22 protein-coding genes are annotated in these 20,173 nt (G+C 26.3%); 15 read left to right on the top strand and 7 right to left on the bottom strand.

Annotation, left to right across the window (positions count from 1 at the left end):
- The first annotated feature begins 32 nt into the window (after positions 1–32).
- Genes rpsB through lpxB form a run of 13 tightly spaced genes read left to right on the top strand, consistent with a single transcriptional unit; the run spans position 33 to position 11,678 of the window.
- Complete coding sequence (rpsB, locus tag ACTTBI_RS03085) at positions 33–851, top strand: 30S ribosomal protein S2 (protein WP_440652508.1); 819 nt, start codon at positions 33–35, stop codon at positions 849–851.
- A 1-nt stretch (position 852) separates the two neighbouring features.
- Entirely contained in the window at positions 853–1,704 is an 852-nt protein-coding gene (gene tsf, locus ACTTBI_RS03080) for a translation elongation factor Ts (RefSeq protein ID WP_440652507.1), read from the top strand.
- A complete protein-coding gene (gene frr / locus ACTTBI_RS03075) occupies positions 1,705–2,256 on the top strand; it encodes a ribosome recycling factor (protein ID WP_440652506.1) in 552 nt (183 codons plus the stop codon).
- Entirely contained in the window at positions 2,253–2,927 is a 675-nt protein-coding gene (gene uppS, locus ACTTBI_RS03070; protein ID WP_440652505.1) for a polyprenyl diphosphate synthase, read from the top strand. The genes frr and uppS overlap by 4 nt, the downstream gene beginning before the upstream one ends.
- A complete protein-coding gene (locus ACTTBI_RS03065) occupies positions 2,927–3,571 on the top strand; it encodes a phosphatidate cytidylyltransferase (RefSeq protein ID WP_440652504.1) in 645 nt (214 codons plus the stop codon). Before uppS ends, ACTTBI_RS03065 begins: the two co-directional genes overlap by 1 nt.
- On the top strand, positions 3,571–4,731 hold the full coding sequence (locus tag ACTTBI_RS03060; RefSeq protein WP_440652503.1) for a 1-deoxy-D-xylulose-5-phosphate reductoisomerase: 1,161 nt from the start codon (positions 3,571–3,573) through the stop codon (positions 4,729–4,731). The genes ACTTBI_RS03065 and ACTTBI_RS03060 overlap by 1 nt, the downstream gene beginning before the upstream one ends.
- A gap of 60 nt (positions 4,732–4,791) precedes the next feature.
- Complete coding sequence (gene bamA, locus ACTTBI_RS03055; RefSeq protein ID WP_440652502.1) at positions 4,792–6,987, top strand: outer membrane protein assembly factor BamA; 2,196 nt, start codon at positions 4,792–4,794, stop codon at positions 6,985–6,987.
- Positions 6,987–7,499, top strand: coding sequence for an OmpH family outer membrane protein (locus tag ACTTBI_RS03050; protein ID WP_440652501.1), 513 nt, complete (start codon positions 6,987–6,989; stop codon positions 7,497–7,499). The genes bamA and ACTTBI_RS03050 overlap by 1 nt, the downstream gene beginning before the upstream one ends.
- 4 nt (positions 7,500–7,503) lie before the next feature.
- Positions 7,504–7,950 carry a 3-hydroxyacyl-ACP dehydratase FabZ gene (gene fabZ / locus ACTTBI_RS03045; protein ID WP_440652500.1) on the top strand — a complete coding sequence of 149 codons (447 nt, stop codon included), beginning with the start codon at positions 7,504–7,506 and terminating at the stop codon, positions 7,948–7,950.
- 51 nt (positions 7,951–8,001) lie between these two features.
- The gene (lpxD, locus tag ACTTBI_RS03040; protein ID WP_440652499.1) at positions 8,002–8,982 is read left to right on the top strand and encodes a UDP-3-O-(3-hydroxymyristoyl)glucosamine N-acyltransferase; all 981 of its coding nucleotides are present in this window, start codon (positions 8,002–8,004) and stop codon (positions 8,980–8,982) included.
- On the top strand, positions 8,979–9,761 hold the full coding sequence (gene lpxA / locus ACTTBI_RS03035; RefSeq protein ID WP_440652498.1) for an acyl-ACP--UDP-N-acetylglucosamine O-acyltransferase: 783 nt from the start codon (positions 8,979–8,981) through the stop codon (positions 9,759–9,761). Before lpxD ends, lpxA begins: the two co-directional genes overlap by 4 nt.
- A gap of 1 nt (position 9,762) precedes the next feature.
- Positions 9,763–10,548 (top strand): LpxI family protein, encoded by a 786-nt coding sequence (locus ACTTBI_RS03030; RefSeq protein ID WP_440652497.1) that lies wholly within the window; start codon positions 9,763–9,765, stop codon positions 10,546–10,548.
- A complete protein-coding gene (gene lpxB, locus ACTTBI_RS03025) occupies positions 10,545–11,678 on the top strand; it encodes a lipid-A-disaccharide synthase (protein ID WP_440652496.1) in 1,134 nt (377 codons plus the stop codon). The genes ACTTBI_RS03030 and lpxB overlap by 4 nt, the downstream gene beginning before the upstream one ends.
- Here lpxB and gltX read toward each other — a convergent pair.
- From gltX to ACTTBI_RS02990, 7 genes are all read right to left on the bottom strand, one after another.
- Complete coding sequence (gene gltX, locus ACTTBI_RS03020) at positions 11,658–13,055, bottom strand: glutamate--tRNA ligase (protein WP_440652495.1); 1,398 nt, start codon at positions 13,053–13,055, stop codon at positions 11,658–11,660. The genes lpxB and gltX overlap by 21 nt on opposite strands.
- Before the next feature lie 22 nt (positions 13,056–13,077).
- On the bottom strand, positions 13,078–13,755 hold the full coding sequence (lexA, locus tag ACTTBI_RS03015; protein ID WP_440652494.1) for a transcriptional repressor LexA: 678 nt from the start codon (positions 13,753–13,755) through the stop codon (positions 13,078–13,080).
- A gap of 89 nt (positions 13,756–13,844) precedes the next feature.
- The gene (locus tag ACTTBI_RS03010) at positions 13,845–14,636 is read right to left on the bottom strand and encodes an indole-3-glycerol phosphate synthase TrpC (protein WP_440652493.1); all 792 of its coding nucleotides are present in this window, start codon (positions 14,634–14,636) and stop codon (positions 13,845–13,847) included.
- Positions 14,629–15,621, bottom strand: a complete 993-nt coding sequence (trpD, locus tag ACTTBI_RS03005) for an anthranilate phosphoribosyltransferase (protein ID WP_440652492.1) — start codon at positions 15,619–15,621, stop codon at positions 14,629–14,631. The genes ACTTBI_RS03010 and trpD overlap by 8 nt, the downstream gene beginning before the upstream one ends.
- Before the next feature lie 4 nt (positions 15,622–15,625).
- The gene (locus ACTTBI_RS03000; protein ID WP_440652491.1) at positions 15,626–16,192 is read right to left on the bottom strand and encodes an anthranilate synthase component II; all 567 of its coding nucleotides are present in this window, start codon (positions 16,190–16,192) and stop codon (positions 15,626–15,628) included.
- Positions 16,192–17,652, bottom strand: coding sequence for an anthranilate synthase component I (gene trpE, locus ACTTBI_RS02995; RefSeq protein ID WP_440652490.1), 1,461 nt, complete (start codon positions 17,650–17,652; stop codon positions 16,192–16,194). Before trpE ends, ACTTBI_RS03000 begins: the two co-directional genes overlap by 1 nt.
- Entirely contained in the window at positions 17,649–19,070 is a 1,422-nt protein-coding gene (locus ACTTBI_RS02990; RefSeq protein ID WP_440652489.1) for a SurA N-terminal domain-containing protein, read from the bottom strand. The genes trpE and ACTTBI_RS02990 overlap by 4 nt, the downstream gene beginning before the upstream one ends.
- A 54-nt stretch (positions 19,071–19,124) precedes the next feature.
- Here ACTTBI_RS02990 and tpiA point away from each other — a divergent pair, with 54 nt between their 5' ends.
- Both tpiA and secG read left to right on the top strand, forming a co-directional pair.
- Positions 19,125–19,865 (top strand): triose-phosphate isomerase, encoded by a 741-nt coding sequence (gene tpiA / locus ACTTBI_RS02985; RefSeq protein ID WP_440652488.1) that lies wholly within the window; start codon positions 19,125–19,127, stop codon positions 19,863–19,865.
- Between the two features lie 6 nt (positions 19,866–19,871).
- A complete protein-coding gene (gene secG, locus ACTTBI_RS02980) occupies positions 19,872–20,171 on the top strand; it encodes a preprotein translocase subunit SecG (protein ID WP_440652487.1) in 300 nt (99 codons plus the stop codon).
- Positions 20,172–20,173 lie beyond the last annotated feature (2 nt).

Raw genomic sequence — 20,173 nt, 5'->3', positions numbered from 1 at the left:
AAATTACTGTGGTGGCTTAACCGGGAATAAATATGAAAATACCTAACGTTACAATTCAACAATTATTAGAAGCAGGTGTTCATCTTGGACACAAAACTTTGAGATGGAATCCAAAAATGAAAAAATACATTTTTGGAAAAAGAGACTCTATTCACATTATAGATTTAACACAAACACTTGAACTAACTAATGTAGCTTTGGAAAAGGTCTATAATACAATAGCAAATAATGGAAAAATTTTATTTGTTTCAACTAAAAAACAAGCATCAGAAGCTATTGCAGAAGTTGCAAAAGAAACAGATCAATACTTTGTAAACTATAGATGGTTAGGTGGAATGTTAACTAATTGGGGAACAATATCTAATTCAATTAAAAAATTAAAAAAATTAGAAATTGATTTAGCTGCTGAAAACAGAGGTTTCACTAAAAAAGAACTTCTTAAGATGAGTGTAAAAAAGGATAAATTACAAAGATCTTTAGGTGGAATTGCTGAAATGAAAAAAGTTCCTGAATTAGTTTTTGTAATTGATACTAATTATGAGTCACTAGCTATCGCCGAGTCATCTAAATTAGGTATTCCTATAATTGCTATTCTAGATAGTAATTCTAATCCTGATCATATTGATTATCCAATTCCAGGTAATGATGATGCAAGAAGAGCTATAGATCTATACTGCAACCTAATTAAAGAAACGATCAATAATGCAAAAAGTTCAATTCAATCGTCTGAACCTAAGCAAGAAACAGCAAAAGTTAATAATGGTGATGATAAAAATAAAACTATTCAAGAAATTGATAGAGAAAAGTTAGAAAAAAAATTCTCTAAAGAAGATAAAGGAAAGTTAAATTAAAATGAGTGATATAGAAAAAGTAAAAAAATTAAGAGAAGCAACAGGTGCTGGATTTAAAGATTGTAATTTAGCAATCAAAGAGTCTGGTGGTGATTTAGATAAAGCAATTGAAATTCTGAGAGTTAAAGGAATATCAAAAGCCTCAAAAAAAATGTCTAGAGATGCTAAAGAAGGAGTTGTTGTAGTATCAGGTGATGAAAATAAAACTTCTGTAATAGAAGTAAATTGTGAAACCGACTTTGTTGCAAAAAATGATGACTTTATAAGCTTTGCTAAAGAATTAAGTGAATTAAACAACCATCACAGCTCTAATCAAGCTGAATTAAAAAAAGCTGCAATGAAAAACGGACAAAGTGTAGATGATAATTTGGTAGCGCTAATTGCAAAAATTGGTGAAAAAATTACGATTGGAAAATCAAAAACTATTGAAAATAAAAGTGGAGTAAACAACCATTACCTTCACACAGTTGTAAAAGATAATGTAGCAAAATTAGCTGTATTAGTATCTCTTGATACGAATGATAAATCAGATACAGTAAAATCTTTTGGTAAACAATTATCTATGCATATTGCAGCTTCAAATCCTTTAGCACTTGAGTCAAATTTAATTGACCAAACAGTAATTGACAAAGAACAAGAACTTGTTGCTGAGGAATTGAAGAATTCAGGTAAACCAGAAGAAATAGCAAAAAAAATTAGTTTAGGAAAAATGAATAAGTTTAAAGAAGAAAATGCACTTTTAACTCAAGCTTGGGTAATGGAGCCAAAGAAAAAAGTTCAAGACATAGTTAAAGAACTCTCTGTAGCTGATTTGAAAATAAAGGAATTCTTTAGAATAAAAATAGGAGAATAAATGTTTGATGAAAAAGCATATGGTGTAAAAATGGATAAAGCCATAGATGTATTTTCTAAAGAATTATCATCTTTAAGAACAGGTAGAGCTAATGCAGCAATGCTTGATCTTGTTAAAGTTGATGTTTACGGTCAACAAATGCCAATCAATCAAATTGGAAGTATAACAACTCCCGAACCTAGAATGATAAATATTCAAGTGTGGGATGCTAACAACGTGCCTTTGTTAGATGCTGCAATAAAAAAATCAGACTTAGGTCTAAATCCTCAAATTGACGGACAATTAATAAGACTTCCTGTCCCAGAACTTAATGAAGAAAGAAGATCTGAATTAAAAAAATTAATCAAATCAATTGGTGAAAAATGTAAGGTTTCAATAAGAAACATAAGAAGAGAAGCTAATGAAGATTTAAAAAAAATGTTAAAATCAAAGGAAATTAGTGAAGATGATGAGAAATCAAAAGAAAAAATCATCCAAACAATTACTGATGATCATATTATATCAGTAGATGAAAAAGTTTCTTCAAAAGAAAAAGAAATAATGACAATATGAACCCATTAAATCATGTAGCCATTATCATGGATGGTAATGGAAGATGGGGATTAAAAAGATATAATTCGCGAAACAGAGGCCATCGAGCAGGTTTAGATACAATAGAAAAAATTGTTAGAACTAGTATTGATCACAATATAAAGTTTCTGACACTTTTTGCATTTTCTACAGAAAACTGGAAAAGACCAAAATCAGAAATAAATTATTTATTTGATTTATTAGAAAACTTTTTAAAAATTAAATTAAATCAATTTCACAAAAACAATATAAAATTAAAGATTATAGGACAAAGAAAATTTTCTAAAAAATTAAATAAATTACTTAGTAATAGTGAAAAAGTTACCAATAGAAATACAGGATTACAGCTAAACATAGCTTTAAATTATGGTTCAAGGATTGAAATAATAAATTCAATTAAAAAAATAAATAAAAAAAAATTAAGTGTAACTGAGGATAATATAAATAAAAATTTATATACAAAAAATATACCTGATCCAGATATCTTGATAAGAACTGGTAAGACTAGAAGATTAAGTAATTTTTTACTGTGGCAACTTTCGTATACAGAAATTTTTTTCTCAAATAAACTATGGCCAGATTTTAATGAAAGGAATTATACAGATATAATCAAAAAATATAGAAATATAAAAAGAAATTTTGGAGAAGTTTAATGAGTAATGAATTTAAAAAAAGAATATTCAGCTCTCTTATTCTTGTTCCTTTTGTGTTTTTTTTAATAATAAAAGGATCTTATTTTTTTTATTTATTATTGATTACTAGTTTTTTTATAGCATCTTACGAATGGCACCTTTTATCAAAACAAAGATCTTTTTACTATTTAGGTTTTTTATTTTTAATTTTTTCTTTTTTTTCCATGTTTCAAATCAGAGTTGAACACAATTCATATGATCAGTTGTTGTTTATTTTGTTAATTTGTATTTTTACTGATATCGGTGGTTATGTGTTTGGTAAGTTTTTTAAAGGTCCCAAACTAACTTCATATAGTCCGAATAAAACCATTTCAGGTATGTTAGGTAGTTACTTATTATCAATTAGTTTAATACCTTTTTTACTTTATTTTAATATTATTAATTATAATGATGTTTCATTCTTTCTAATTTATATAATTTTAATTTCTACAGTTAGTCAATTTGGAGATATAGTTATTTCTTACTTCAAGAGAAGATCAAATATTAAAGATACAGGAAAAATAATTCCAGGCCATGGAGGGTTATTAGATAGAATTGATGGAATGATATTTGCATTTCCATTTGCATACTTAATAATGATTAATAATTTTTTCGATAAAATATAATGAAAAAGAAAATTGCAATTATTGGTTCAACTGGTTCAATAGGTAAGACTGTTTTAAAAATTGTTAAAAATAATCCAACAAAATTTAGGATAAAACTTTTAACAGCAAATACTAATTATAAGGAATTATTAAAACAAACTAAAAAATTTGATGTAGAAAATGTAATTATCAATAATAAAGTTGCGTATGAAAAATTTAAAAAATTAAATAAAAATAAAAGAATTAAGATTTTTAAAGATTTTTATAATTTAAAAAAAATTTTTCAAAACAAAATAGATTACTCAATGAGTTCAATTGTAGGGCTAGAAGGCCTTTTTCCAACTTTAGAAATAATTAAATATACAAAATCAATAGCCATAGCAAATAAGGAGTCCATTATATGCGCCTGGAATTTAATTGAAAAAGAGTTATTCAAATATAAAACCAAAATAATCCCAGTTGACTCAGAACATTTTTCAATATGGTATTCATTAAATAAAGATATTAAAAACATAGATAAGCTTATTTTAACAGCATCTGGTGGTCCACTATTAAAAAAAACTGAAAAGCAAATTCAAAATATTAAATTAGAAGATGTTCTAAAGCACCCAAATTGGAAAATGGGGCAAAAAATTTCAATTGATTCATCAAATTTGATGAATAAAATTTTTGAGATTATAGAAGCAAGAAATTTTTTTAAAATAAATATTAAAAATTTAGATATTTTAATACATCCAAATTCCTATGTTCATGCAATTATTAAACATAAAGATGGTATGATTAAAATTGTTGCTCATGATACTACAATGGAAATACCAATATTTAATTCAATTTATTCTAATAATGAAAAGCATTTTAAAAAAACAGTTATTAATTTACAAAAACTTAATAATTTAGATTTTTCAATAGTAAATAAAAAACAATTTCCTTCAATTAAAATACTTAATTTATTACCAAAAAAAATATCTCTGTTTGAAACTGTGCTAGTATCTGCAAACGACGAGCTTGTTCGTATGTATTTAAATAACGAAATAAATTACAATGATATTGTAAAAAAATTAATTTTATTAATTAAATCTAATGATTTTGTTAAGTACAAAAAAAAACTACCCTCAAAAATTTCAGATGTTTTAAATTTAGATAGAGATGTTCGTTTAAAAATAAAATCAGAAAGTGTATAAATTGACATGTTTTTTAAATATTTAAAATTGTTTTTTTCTATTTTCTTGATGTTTTTTTTGATGAAGTCCCAATCAATTTCTGAATCTATAAAAAATTTCAATATTTCAGGCAATGAAAGAGTATCCGACGAAACTATAATAATGTTTTCAGATTATAAAAAAGGAGACGTAATTGAACTAGATGATTTAAATATTATTTTGAAAAATATTTATAACAGCAATTTTTTTGAAAACGTCAATATTAATTTTTTAAATAATACGCTTTCCATCAATGTTGTTGAGCTACCTATTATCCAAGAAATTTCATTCGAAGGAATTAAGGCAAAAAAAATTAAAAAAGCAATTTCTCAAGGATTAACACTAAAACAAAGATCTTCTTACAATAAGATTTTTTTAAATAATGACATAAAAAATATTAAATTTAGTCTTCAAAATTTGGGTTACTATTTTTCTGATGTAAGTGCTTTATTAGAAGAACTCGAGGACAATAAAGTTAATATTATTTATAAAATTAATTTAGGCAAAAAAGCAAAAATTAAAAAAATTAAATTTGTTGGAGATAAAAAATTCAAAGATAAAATTCTTAAAAATATAATTACAAGTGAAGAATACAAATTTTGGAAATTTATTTCTGGAAAAAAATTCCTTAATAAAAATTTGATCGAATTTGATAGAAAATTATTGACTAATTTTTATTTAAATAAAGGATACTATAACGTTGAGGTAAATTCATCCTATGCTACCTTAATTGACGAAGAATCTTTTGAGTTAATATTTAATATTAACGCTAATAATAAATTTTATTTTGATAACCTAACAATTAATCTTCCAAGAGATTTTAATGTAGATAACTTCAAGAAAATTACAGAATTATTTTCTAATTTAAAAAATCAAGTATATTCTATAAATAAAATTGAACAAATTCTTGATGAAATAGATCAAATTACTCTAAATGAAGAATTTGAAAATATTTCAGCAGATGTTGAAGAAAAAATTGTACAAAATAAAATAAATTTAGATTTTAAAATTCAAAAATCTCAAAGATTAACTGTTGAAAAAATTAATATTTTTGGAAATAACGTAACCAGAGAAAATGTAATTAGAAATCAATTTGAAATTGATGAAGGTGATCCGTTTAACGAAATACTAAATAAAAAAACAGAAAATAATCTTAAAAGTCTTGGTTTCTTCAAAACTGTTAAATCAGAGATAAAAAATGGAAGTTCTGAAAACAGTAAAATAATTAACATATCTGTTGAAGAAAAACCTACTGGCGAAATAGGTGCTGGAGCTGGCTTTGGTACAGATGGAGCAAGTTTTTTGTTTTCTGTGAGTGAAAATAATTATCTTGGAAAAGGTATTAAAGTATCAAATACACTTAATCTAAGTGGTGAAAGTATAAAAGGCTCCCTTTCAATTAATAACCCAAATATTTATGATACTAATAATTCTGCTTATGCAGGTATTGATGCATCAGAAACAGATCGGTTAAAAGATTTTGGTTACAAAACAAATAAATATGGTTTTAATTTTGGGACTGCGTTTGAAATTTTTGATGACACAAGATTTGGCCTAGGTACATCAAATTATTATGAAAAAATTTCTACAAATAGTACTGCTTCCGCAAGACAAAAAAAACAAGCAGGTGATTATTGGGATAGTTTTGTTAATTTAAATTTCGATTATGATAAACGAGACCAAAAGTTTCAAACAACAGATGGTTTCAGAAGTAGATATTTTTTAGATTTGCCTCTGATAAGTGATACTAATACATTGAGTAATAGTTATACTTATCAATACTACACAGAACTATTCGAAAACAATAGATCTAATTTTACACTTTTTTTAAAATCTGTTGAATCTATCAGTGGTGATGATGTTAAACTTTCTGAACGAATTTTTCTACCAGCAAGAAGATTAAAAGGTTTTGAAAAAGGCAAAGTTGGCCCAAAAGATGGTGGAGATTACATAGGTGGAAATTATGCTACGTCAGTCAATTTTGCATCAACAATACCATATTTATTTGAAAATTCTGAAAGTATTGATTTTTTATTTTTTATTGATGCTGGTAATGTTTGGGGTGTAGATTACGACTCTTCAATAGATAATAATAGCAAAATTAGAAGTTCTACAGGTATTGGACTTGATTGGTTAACTCCAGTTGGACCTTTAAATTTTACGTTAGCTGAAACCATCTCAAAGGCTGACACTGATGTTACTGAAACTTTTAGATTTAATATTGGAACTACTTTTTGATGATTAGATATAAAAATTTAATTATAGTAATTTTTGTTTTATTCTTTAATACACAACATTCAAATGCAAGAGATAATATAGCATTTATTAATTTAGATATTTTAATTCAAGAAACTAATTTAGGAAAATCCTTTTTAGATGAAATTAAAATCCAAAATAATAAAAATATAAATGAATTAAAAAAAAAAGAACTAGAATTAAAAAATGATGAAGAGCAACTTAATAAAATTAAAAATATTATTTCAAAAGATGAATATGAAATAAAATTAAATTCCTTACGAGAAAAAATTAATAAGTTTAGAAATAAAAAAAATGAAATGGTTAAAAATATTCAACAAAAAAGGGACTCAGAAATAGAAATTTTTTTTTCTAAAATTAACCCCATTATTCAAGATTATATGCAAAAAAATTCTATAGATATATTATTAGATCAAAAAAATGTGTTTATTGGAAAAAGTACTTCAGATATAACTGATAAGTTATTAATAGAAATTAATTTAAGGTTTAACTAAATAAATGACAATATTAAATAAAAAAGATATTCAAAATTTATTACCACATCGTGAGCCAATGTTATTAATTGATGAACTTTATGATATTAAAAAATTAACCTCAGCAACTGGATTAGTTAATGTTAAGAAAGATAGTTTTTTTGTCCAAGGTCATTTTCCCGATCAACCTGTAATGCCAGGAGTTCTTATAGTAGAAGCTTTTGGACAAACAGCTGCAGCGCTTACTGCACATGGTTTAGATCAATCAGTTTATAAAAATAAGTTGGTATTTTTGATGGGAGTGGAAAAAGCTCGATTTAGAAACCCAGTGGTACCTAATTGTAAATTATTATTAAACATTGAAGCAATCAGATCACATGGAAAAGTTTGGAAGTACAAAGGGCAAGCATTCGTTGAAAATAAATTGATGGCAGACGCTATTTGGTCAGCTACGATTGTTGATAAGAAATAAATAGCAATAAATATTGATAACTTCCTTTTAATTGCTCTGTTAAAAGCAACTATGTCAAATCCTTTTTTCAAAAATAAAGGTCCGTTCTCAATTCTAGATATTTTAAACTCTCTTGATAGTAAATCAACGGCATTTACAACAACTACTAAAGTAAAAGATATAAAAGATTTAAGTAGCTCTAACAATTCTGAGATTACATTTTTTCATTCAAAAAAATACAAAGATTTAGCTCAAAAAACAAAAGCATCTTTTTGTATCACAACAGAGTCTTTAAAAAATGAACTTCCAACTAATTGTGTACCCATAATTGTTGAAAATGTATTGGTTTCAGTATCAAAGATAACTTCCAAGTTTTATCCTGATGCTGTTGATGATGATTTTGATAATAGTGCAACTTATATTGATGAAACGAATTTTAAAGATAATGTAATCTATGGCAAAAATGTTTTAATTGGAGAAAATGTATCATTAGGTACAAATTGCAAGATAGGTCACAATACAATAATTGAAAAAAATGTTTCTATTGGAGACAATTGTTCAATAGGTTCAAATACAATAATTAGAAACTCACTAATAAGTAATAACGTTAAAGTTTTAGATAATTGCGTTGTTGGAAAACATGGTTTTGGTTTTTTTCCAAATAAAAATAAAAATTTAAGATATCCACATATTGGAATTGTAATTATTGAGGAAAATTGTGAAATAGGATGTGGGTCTACTATTGATAGAGGTTCGATGTCGAATACTGTTATTGGGAAAAATACATTTTTAGACAATCAAATACATGTAGCTCATAATGTTAAAATAGGAGAAAACTCTATCATAGCTGGACAGGTAGGAATTGCTGGCAGCTCAATTATTGGTTCTAATGTAAGAATAGGTGGCCAAGCTGGTATTTCAGGGCATATTAATGTTGGTAATAATGTGGAAATTGGAGGTGGCTCAGGTGTAATAAAAAACATTCCTGATAATGAAAAAGTAATGGGTTATCCAGCAAAAAATATCAGAAAGTTTTTAAGAGATAACAAATGATACACAAAACTGCAATTGTTGATTCAAATGCCAAAATCTCAGTAAATACAAAAATAGGACCTTATTCCGTAATTGGTCCCGATGTGGAAATTGGAGAGGGTACAGTTGTCCAATCTCATGTTAATATAACAGGTAATACTATTATAGGTAGAAATAATAAAATTTATCCATTTGCATCTATAGGAAATGATCCACAAGATTTAAAATTTAGAGGTGAAAAAACATCATTAGAGATAGGTGATAACAATAAAATAAGAGAGTACGTAACCATTAATCCAGGCACCGAAGGTGGTGGAGGTAAAACTCAAGTTGGTAATAATTGTCTCTTTATGGTGTCTTCTCATATTGCCCATGACTGCATTGTTGGTGATAATGTTATTTTAGCAAACAATGTTCCATTGGGTGGTCATGCGCATGTAGATGATAATGCCATAATTGGTGGTAATTCAGCTGTACAGCAATTTACTAGGGTTGGTAAATTTGCAATGATAGGTGGTATGTGTGGAGTAGTTAGAGATGTGATACCATATGGTATAGCACATGGAAACAGAAGTATATTGCAAGGATTAAATCTTATTGGTTTAAGAAGAAAAAATATTCCAAATAAAGAAATATTATCTCTAACAGAAGCTTATAAAATATTATTTAAGAATGAGAATTTAACAGAGAATTTAAGTAATTTACCAAATGAATTAAGAAAAAATGAATTAGTTTCAGAGGTAGTTAATTTTATAACAAAAGATAAAAAAAGACCAATTTGCAATCCTTTTTCAAAATAAAATGATTGGTTTATTTTTAGGTGATACAGATTTTCCTGAAATAGTTTTAAATAAAATTAAAAAATTAAAAAAAGAATATTTTATTATAGATTTTTCAAAAAATAATAAATTTCATAAAGATAAAAACTCTCATAGGATAAGTATTGGAAAATTTGGAAAAATAATAAATTTAATTAAAAAAAAAAATTGTAAAAAAGTTTTATTTGCAGGTAAAATAGCTAAGCCTAATTTTACTTCTCTTAGATTAGATTTTAAAGGTATATACTATATGCCAAGTGTTATTAGAGCTTCTAAAATTGGTGATGCTGCAATTATAAAATCTATAATTAAGATCCTTGCAGATGAAGATATTAAAGTTATTAGCTCAATATATTTTAACCCAGAACTATCTCTTAAAAAAGGAAACTATACAAAAGCTAAGCCTAATAAGAATGATAACAACTCAATTGAAAAAGCTAAAAATTATTTCAATAAAATTAACAATTTGGATCATATACAGGCTTTAGTTGTCAAAGATCAAAAAATAATTGCAAAAGAGGGAAGGCAAGGAACAAAAAAAATGCTTTCAAAAGTCAAGAAAAACTCAAAAGGTATATTAATAAAATTACCTAAAAATAAACAAGATTTAAGAATGGATTTACCAACTGTTGGTTTGCAAACTTTAAAAGATATAAAAAAATATGGATTAAAGGGTCTAGTCTTAAAATCTAAAAAAAATATTTTTCTCGATAAAAAAGAAGTAATAAATTTTGCAAATAAAAATAAAATTTTTATTAAAGTTATATGAAAAAAATTTTTGTGTTAACTGGTGAACCATCAGGAGATAAACTTGCATCGACTTTAATTTCAAGATTAAAACAAGAAAATTCTGAAATTGAGTATTTATCCGTTGGTGGCACTCACTTAAAGAAACTAGGAATTAATTCTATATATGATTTGAAGGAAATTACTTACTTGGGATTTACAAGTGTATTGCTTAATATTTTTAGAATTAAATCAAAAATAAATAAAACTGTAGAAGAAATAGTAAAATTTAAACCTGATATATTGCTAAGTGTAGATAGTCCTGATTTTACTTTGCGTGTAGCTGAAAAAGTTAAAAAAATAAACAGCAACATTAAAACAATTCATTATGTAGCACCTCAAGTATGGGTATGGCGAAAGAACAGAGTTAAAAAAATTAAAAAATTTATTGATCATATTCTTTTGTTGTTTGAATTTGAAAAAAAATACTTTGATGAAGAAAATATTAATAATACTTTTGTTGGTCATCCTCTGATAGAAAGAAATGAAAACAACAAGACTATTATTGACAATATTTTACCTAAAAATAAAAAAATTATATCTTTATTTCCTGGTAGCAGAAATTCTGAAACTAATGTTTTGCTACCTATATTATTAGATTTTATTAAATTAATGAACAAAAAGCATAATGAATATTTTTTTTATATTCATGGAACAGAAGAAAATGAAAGTTTAATTTTAGAACATGTAAAAAAATATAACTTTGAAAATATAGATATAGTGTCTGATGAAAATATTAAATCTGAAATTCTGTCTAAATCTATTTTTGCTGTTTCAAAATCTGGTACTGTTTCATTACAAATTTGTAATTTTAATGTTCCATCAATTATTATTTATAAACTTAGTTTTATTAATTTTATGATTTTTAAAATGTTAGTTAACGTAAAATTTGCAAATATTATAAATATAATTAATAATCGTGAGGTAATTCCTGAGTTGCTTCAAAAAGAATGTAATGGAGATGAAATATATAGGTCTGTTATTTATTTTCTTAAAAATCCCGAGTTGATGAAAAAACAAGTAAGTGAGTGCTCCAAAACTTTAGAGGGCATCAGGTCTAAAACTTCATCTGCAGGTGAGGCAAGTTCTATTTTAATTAAGTATCTTTCTTAATCTTTTCTCAACATCTGCTTTACCTAAAGATATAACAATATCATATAGCCCTGGTCCAAACTTAGATCCTGTAAGGGCTACTCTTAACGGTTGACCTATACCTTTGAAATTTGTTTCATGTTTTTTTATCAAGTTGTTGACTATTGGCTCTAAATTATCTCTAGTTAAACTTTCTAAGTTTTTAATTTCATCTTGAAATTCATTAATTATTTTTTTCGACTTATCGTCAATTAGTTTTAAATCATTTTCATTAAAATTAACTTCATCACTAATGATATATTTTGCATTATTAAATATTTCTTCCAGTGTTTTTGCTTTATTTTTTAAAAATACTAAAGATGATTTTATTTTTGATGCTTTTTCTGTATCAATTTTATCTTTATATTCTTCACAATATCTCAAAAGATGATCATACAGATCATTTTCATCAATATTTTTGATATAATGCTCATTCATTGACAAAATCCGGCTCATATCTAATTTTGACGGTGATTTTCCAATACCTTCTAAGTTAAAAAATTTTATACTTTCTTCTAAAGTAAATATTTCTTTGTCTTGATATGACCATCCTAGTCTTAGTAAATAATTTCTTAAAGCATCAGGCATAATTCCAATTTTTGAATAGTCATCCAAGGTTGAAGCATTATCTCTCTTGGATAATTTTTTACCCTCTATTGTGTGAATTAAAGGAATATGGGCAAATAGTGGCACATCCCATTTCATTGCTTCATAAATTTGTATTTGTTTAAAGGTATTTATTTTATGGTCATCACCCCTAATTATATGCGTCATTCCCATTTCATGATCATCTACAGTTGCTGACAAATTATAAGTTGGAGTTCCATCATTTCTTAATATTACAAAATCTTCTATTGTGCTGTTTTCAATTTCAACATCGCCCTGAACTAAATCTTTAAGAATTGAACTTCCTTCAATTTTACTTTTAAATCTAATTACAGGTTTAATTTCTTTAGGAGCATCTTTTTCGTCTGCATCCCTCCATTTTCTGTTATAAATATAAGGTATTTTCTTTTGTCTAGCTCTTTTTTTTTGCTCTTCTATCTCTTCAGGTGAACAGTAACATTTATAAGCAAATCCATTTTTTAATAATTCGTGTACAATTTTTACATGATCATCAATTTTTGTTGACTGAATGTATTCTTCATCATCATGTTTTATCCCTAACCAATTTAAGGAATTAATTATTTGTATTTTGTGTTCTTCTTTCGATCTTTCTTTGTCAGTATCTTCAATTCTTAAATGAAAAGTGCCTTTTTGATTTTTTGAATATAACCAATTAAACAAGGCAGTTCTAACACCACCAATATGAAGAGCCCCAGTTGGAGAGGGAGCAAAACGAGTTGCTACTTTTGACATCAGAGATGTTTAGACTATTTTTTTAGAAGTTTCTATATAAAGATACCAAAACACCCTGAACTTTTACCCTATCGGGGCCAAATATTTTAGTTTCATAGTTTCTATTTGCACTTTCCAATGCAACAACTTTACCTTTTTTTCGAATTCTTTTTAACATTGCTTCGTGTTCGTCAATTAATGCGACTACAATTTTTCCATTATCTGCTGTATCTGTTCTTTTAATAATAACTGTGTCTCCTTCGTGAATTCCAGCTTCAATCATTGAATCTCCTTGAACTTTCAATCCGAAATAATCTCCATTTTTTTCTAAATTATTTGGCAATGGTATTCTTGAAACTTCATTTTGAATTGCTTCTACAGGAGTACCTGCTGCAATTTTTCCTAATACTGGTACTTCTATTTCATCTGCATTGTTAACTTCTTCATCCAAACCACCTTTGATAACGCTTGGTGAAAAACTATTGTAAATATCATTTGCTGAAGCCGTTTCGGGTAATTTTACTACCTCTAAAGCTCTTGCTTTATGAGCCAATCTTTTGATAAATCCTCTTTCTTCTAAGGCGCTAATCAATCTATGAATACCTGACTTTGATTTTAGGTTTAAAGATTGTTTCATCTCTTCGTAAGAAGGAGACACGCCTGAACTTCTCAACTTCTTGTTGATAAATAAAAGCAGGTTTTTTTGTTTTTTTGTTAGCATAAGAACAAATATCGTACAAACAATGTTCTATAAAAGTTCTTTTGATTTAACAATACTAAAAAAAGTCAGTAAAATAGGGCTTAAATTGACTACAAAACTGAAAAAATTGAATTTTCATCCAATTTTTTTAAAAGTGATTCACCAATTAAAAAAGTATTAATTGAAGTCTTGCTGTTTAATTCTAATAATTCTTCTTTAGATTTAATACCACTCTCAGAGATTAGAGGTCCTTTATGGTTTTTAACAACATTATAAATATCATAGGTTGTATTTATATCTGTTTTAAGTGTTTTTAAGTTTCTGTTGTTAATACCAATTAGTGCATCTTTAAAATTTAATGCTTTTTGAGCCTCTTCAACAGTATGTACTTCTACTATTACTGACATATCTAATTTCAATGCTTCTTGATATAAATTGTTTGCAAGATCATCAGATACACCAGCTAAAATAATCAGAATTGCATCTGCACCATAACTTTTAGCAAGTGGTACTTGAAAAGTATCAATAAAAAAATCTTTACATAATATTGGTAAACTAACCTTATCTTTTATTTTACTTATATGGATTAAATTTCCCAAAAAATAATCTTCTTCAGTTAAAACTGATAAACAAGTAGCATTGTTTTTTAAATAAATATTAGCAATTTCTACTGGATTGTAGTCTTCAATTATAACACCTGCAGAAGGACTTGCTTTTTTTATTTCAGCAATAATTGAAGTTTTATTTTCTTTTAAATTGTTTTGAATTTTATCTTTAAAATTTATGTATGATTTATTTTTTTGTATTAATTCATCTAATTTTTTAAGATCGATTGATTTTTTTAGATTATCAATTTTTTCGATTTTCTTTTTAATTATATTTTCTAAAACGTTTTCAGACATTTTGTATTTGTTCCAAATGTGAAAAAGTTTTACCAGAAAGAATGAATTGTCTTGCGTGATTATAGGCCTCTTTAAAATCAACAAACTTTTCTGCAACAATTAAACCAGCTGCAGCATTTAAACAAACTGCTTTTGAAAAATCATTATCTTTACCTTTAAATATTTCAATCATTTTATCTGCATTAAATTTTGCATCATTACCAATTAAATTCTCAAATTTTTCTGCATTCACACCAATTGAATTAGGATCAACGAAGATTTCAGATATTTCTCCATTCTTTAATTGTATTATATTTGTTTTCGCATAAGGAGATATTTCATCCAATCCATCTTCGCTATTTACTATCCATGCAAATTTTATATTTAAATTTTTTAATCCCTCTGCAAAAATTCTTAATAATTTTTTATCAAATACTCCAACAACCTGTCTTTCTACTAGAGCAGGATTGCTTAAAGGACCAATCATGTTGAAAATAGTTCTTTTACCAATTTTCTTTCTTACAGGACCTACAAATCTCATGGCACTATGATAATTTGGAGCGAACATAAAACCAAAATTGTTATTGCTTATTTTTTGTTCTATTTCTCTCGGCTCTAAATCAATTTTAATATTAAGAGCTTCCAAAACGTCTCCTGAGCCACATTTTGAAGATACCGCTTTATTGCCGTGCTTTGCAACTTTTATACCCATACTAGCTAAAAGTAAGGCTGATGCAGTTGATATATTAACAGTGTTCATGCCGTCACCACCTGTACCACATGTATCTATGCAATCTTGAACGTTTACTCTTTTAGATTTTTCTCTAAGCACATAAACACCCCCAGCAATTTCATCTGCAACTTCTCCTTTTTCAGACAGAAGTGTTAAAAATTTATAGATTTGATCCTCATCAGCTTTACCAGTCATTAAAATTTCAAATGCTGACTTACTTTCTTCAAAGGTTAAATTTTCTTTATTTTTAAGTTTTTCTAAAATCTTTTCCATAAAATTAATAATTTATAAAATTTTTTAAAATTTTTATTCCTATCTTGGTTTTAATACTTTCTGGATGGAATTGTACACCATGAATATTAAATTGTTTATGTTGGATAGCCATAATTGCCCCATCATCGGTTTCAGCTGTAATCTCTAAATCTTTCGAAAGGGTTTGTTTATCAATAATTAAGCTATGATATCTTGTAGCTTCAAAGGTACGAGGTAGATTTTTTAAAATCCCAATTTTTTGTGATTTAATTTTGCTAGTTTTTCCGTGCATTAATTTTTTTGCTTGAATAATTTTAGATCCAAAGACTTGACCTATAATTTGATGTCCAAGACAAACACCTAAAAAGGGTAATTTTTTATGTAACGATTTTAAAATGCTTATGCAATTTCCAGATTGATTTGGATTTCCAGGTCCAGGTGAAATAACAATTTTATCATATTTTTTTCTTAATATTTCTTTAGAGTTAATTTTATCATTTCTTATGACATCAACTTTTACATCTAATGAAGAAATGTAATGATAAAGATTAAATGTAAAACTATCATAATTATCTATTAATAATATTTTCATTATCTTAAAGCATTTATCAAAGCTTTCGCCTTGTTCACTGTTTCATCATATTCGTTTGTAGGCTTACTATCAGCCACAATACCTGCTCCAGCTTGTACATAGAATTTTTTATTTTTTGCTACAGCTGTTCTTAATGCAATACAGGTATCAAATTCACCATTAGCAGAAAAGTATCCAATTCCACCTGCGTAAACTTTCCTTTTTGATGTTTCTAATTCATCAATAATTTCCATTGCTCTTATTTTAGGAGCACCAGATACAGTACCAGCAGGAAATCCTGCCAACAGTGATTTAAATTTTGAGAACTTTTTATTATACTCTCCAACTACATTAGAAACTATATGCATTACATGAGAGTACCTCTCAATTATGAAACTCTCGGTTACCTTTACAGTATTTATTTTTGATACTTTACCAGCATCATTTCTTCCTAGATCTAAAAGCATTAAATGTTCAGAAAGTTCTTTTTTGTCTTTAAGAAGGTCTTTTTCATATAAAAGATCTTCCTTTTTATTTTTTCCTCTTGGTCTAGTACCTGCTATTGGTCTAACTGTAATTTTATTATCTCTTAGTCTTACTAAAATTTCTGGACTTGCCCCAATAATTTGGAAGTCATTAAAGTTGAAGTAAAACATAAAAGGAGAGGGGTTAGTTACTCTAAGTTTTTTATAAATTTCCAAAGGTTTTTTTGTTAATTTTGCCTCAAATCTTTGACTTAAAACAACTTGAAAAATATCACCAAGTTTAATGTAGTTCTTAGCTTTATTTACCATTGCAAGAAATTTATTTTTAGAGGTGTTTGATTTAACCTTAATTTTTTTTTCTTTTAATACTCTTTTTGAATCAATATTTTTGATCGATGATTGAATTAATAGTTTAAATAGATCAGTTTTTATAGAGTCATACTTTTTTTGATAATTTTTAATTTTTTCATCATTAAAAACATTACTTATATAAAATATTTCTTTTTTTAAATTATCATGAATAACTAAGGTTCTTGGTCTCATCAATCTTACATCAGGTAAATTAAGATCATTTTTACAAGAGTTAGGAATTTTTTCTATGTACCTAATAGAGTCGTATGAAAAATAACCTGAAATTAGCGAACAAATCTTAGGTAAATTCTTAGGTGTATCAAATTTAAAATTTTCAATAATTTTTTCTATTAACTCTTCTGGTTTATCTTTAAGAATGATTTTTTTATTTTCAGTGATTAAATATGATTTTTGGTTGTTGAACTCCCAGATCTTATCAGGATTTTTACCAAAAATTGTGTATCTACCTTTAATTTTTCCTTTTTCAACAGACTCAAATATAAAACTATTTTTTTCCTCTAAAAAATTATCGATTAAATTTATTACTTCATTATCAGAATTTACTTTTTTAGAAGTGTATATAATCTGATTTTTTTTGCTTCTATGTCGAAACTTAAAATCTTTGAAGCTTCGATTAATTATCATTTGAAATAGTTTTTAATTCTATCAATAGTTTTTTGATTCAATTGAACCTGATATTTATTATTCAACAGGGTATCGTAAGATTGTAAAATACTTTTTCTGTTGTTTGTATTTTGTGAATTTACAAATCCTTTATATTCCTCACCTTGTTTATTTATAGTATTTTTATTTATATCTTTTATTTTGACTAAAAATATTTGATTATTAGTATTGTTTACTAAAGCAAAAGAATTTTGAGGTAATGAGTAGAGCATTTTAATTGAATTTACCTCAAACAGCCCATCATCACTAATTGAATTAATTGATCCAGTTTGGATTTTACCTGAACTTAACTCTATAAATTTACTTTCATTAAATCCATCACTCTGTATTTCTTCAATTATTTTTCTATTGTAATCAAATTTACCTTTTTGATAAATAAGCTCGACAATTTTACTTTTTACTATCTCATCATTTAAATCTGGTGAACGATCATATTCATTCTCTATATTATAAAGAATATAATTATCGCCACTTTCAAATATATCTAATTTGTTTGATTTCTTAGCGTAAATTAACTTTTCGTTCGCACCAGTGTTTTCATCTGGAGCAAATTCATTAATATTATTAACATCCACATTTATGTTTTCAATTATCAAACTAAAACTTTCATTTTGAGAAATTTTATTTTCTATTGCATCAATTTCGTTAAAAAAATCTTGATTAAATTCATCAATTCCAATTAAATTTTTGGGATTTAAAACCACATATTTGAAGTCAATATATTCTCTTTTTAATTGATCTTTATTTTCTTCAATAAATGTGATGATTTCATCTGATGTATAATCATCTTTAATCTTATATAAATTTTCCATATTGAAGTATTCAATAGATAATGATTTATTGTTTTCTTCGAATTTACTTTCTATTAGAAATTCAGGGGTAACAGTACCTGCACCGATAAAATCAAATAAGTGTTTCTGTAAACCTTGATTTTTTAATTTCAACTCAAACAAAGGAGCAGACATATTATTTGAAAGTAAAAATTTTTCGTATTTAATTCTTTCAAAAGCACCATTCTCGTCTTTAAAGTTTTTATTGTCTTTTAAATATTTTAAAATTGTCTTTTCGTTTATAGAAAGTTTAAAATCTTCAATCTCTAGATTAATTAAAGTTGATGAAATAAGTCCTGATAGTAATTCTTCTATAATGTTGTTGTCTAAATTATTTCTTATTGCTTCTTGTGAAATTCCACTTTGATTAACATAGTCCATAAAATCTTTAGTGGTAACATTAGTTTTATTTATTTTAGCAATATTATTTTGATTGTTAGTGCTAAAGCCACCCCCAAAACCTCCAAAGATAAAAGCGAAAGCAACAAAAGCCATCACCAAAAATCCTCCTGATTTTTTCCAACCTAAATTTTTAATAGTGTTAAACATAGTGTTAAAATTTATTGAATATAAAAAACAAATCTATAGATTAAAATGTCAATTATGACAAATAAATATATGTATTTTATAGCTAATTGGAAAATGTTTGGAGATTTAAAAACTATAAATTCATTAGATAAAGTTATTAAATTCACAAAAAGTCATAAAAAAAATAAGTTCAAACTAATTTATTGTCCTCCAAATACTCTAATACGTCCAATTTCAAAAAGACTTAGTAAAACAAATATTGAAGTTGGTGCGCAAAATTCTCATCAAAGTTTAGACTATGGAGCTTTTACAGGTCAGGTTAATGCAACAATGCTTAAAAGTGTTGGAGCAAAATTTGTGATTTTGGGTCATTCCGAAAACAGAATGGCAGGAGAAAATGACAAACTAATTAATCTTAAAATAAAAAATTCAATTAAATCAGGTTTAAAAATTATTTTTTGTATTGGTGAAACACTAAAACAAAAAAGAGATAAAAAGACTAATCAAGTTTTAAATAGTCAATTAAAGAAAGGACTAAAATCTATCAAAAAAAATAATGATATAATTATTGCATACGAACCAGTATGGTCAATTGGAACTGGTTTAATTCCTTCATCAGAGGAACTGTCTAAATCAATTAAATTTATAAAAAGTAAATTTGGAAAAAAATCTCCAAAAGTTTTATATGGAGGCTCTGTTAACAGTAAAAATGTTGATCAATTAAAAATAATTCCTGACATAGATGGTTTTTTAATAGGTGGAGCATCACAAAATCCAAAGAAATTTATTGATATAATTAAAAAAACCATTAATTAGACCCACATGGAAACATTATTACTTGTAGTCAATATCATACTTGCGTTTATTTTGGTTGTGCTTGTGCTACTTCAAAAATCAGAGGGTGGTGCTTTAGGTATTGGTGTTTCACAAGAAAATTTTATGCTATCAAGGTCTGCTGGTAGTTTTATTACTAAAGCAACAGCTATAGTTGCAACTTTATTTATTATTTGTAGCTTAGCGCTTACAATAATTTCTAGAGCAGAATTAACTCCTACAGGATCAGTTTTGGACACAGTCGAAGAAAAAACCGAAGATACTCCAACAATTCCTGAAAATAATTAATT

This window comes from Candidatus Pelagibacter sp. HIMB1542 (assembly GCF_052047835.1).
In the GTDB taxonomy this organism is placed as follows: domain Bacteria; phylum Pseudomonadota; class Alphaproteobacteria; order Pelagibacterales; family Pelagibacteraceae; genus Pelagibacter.
This window is presented reverse-complemented; position numbering and strand designations above follow the sequence as displayed.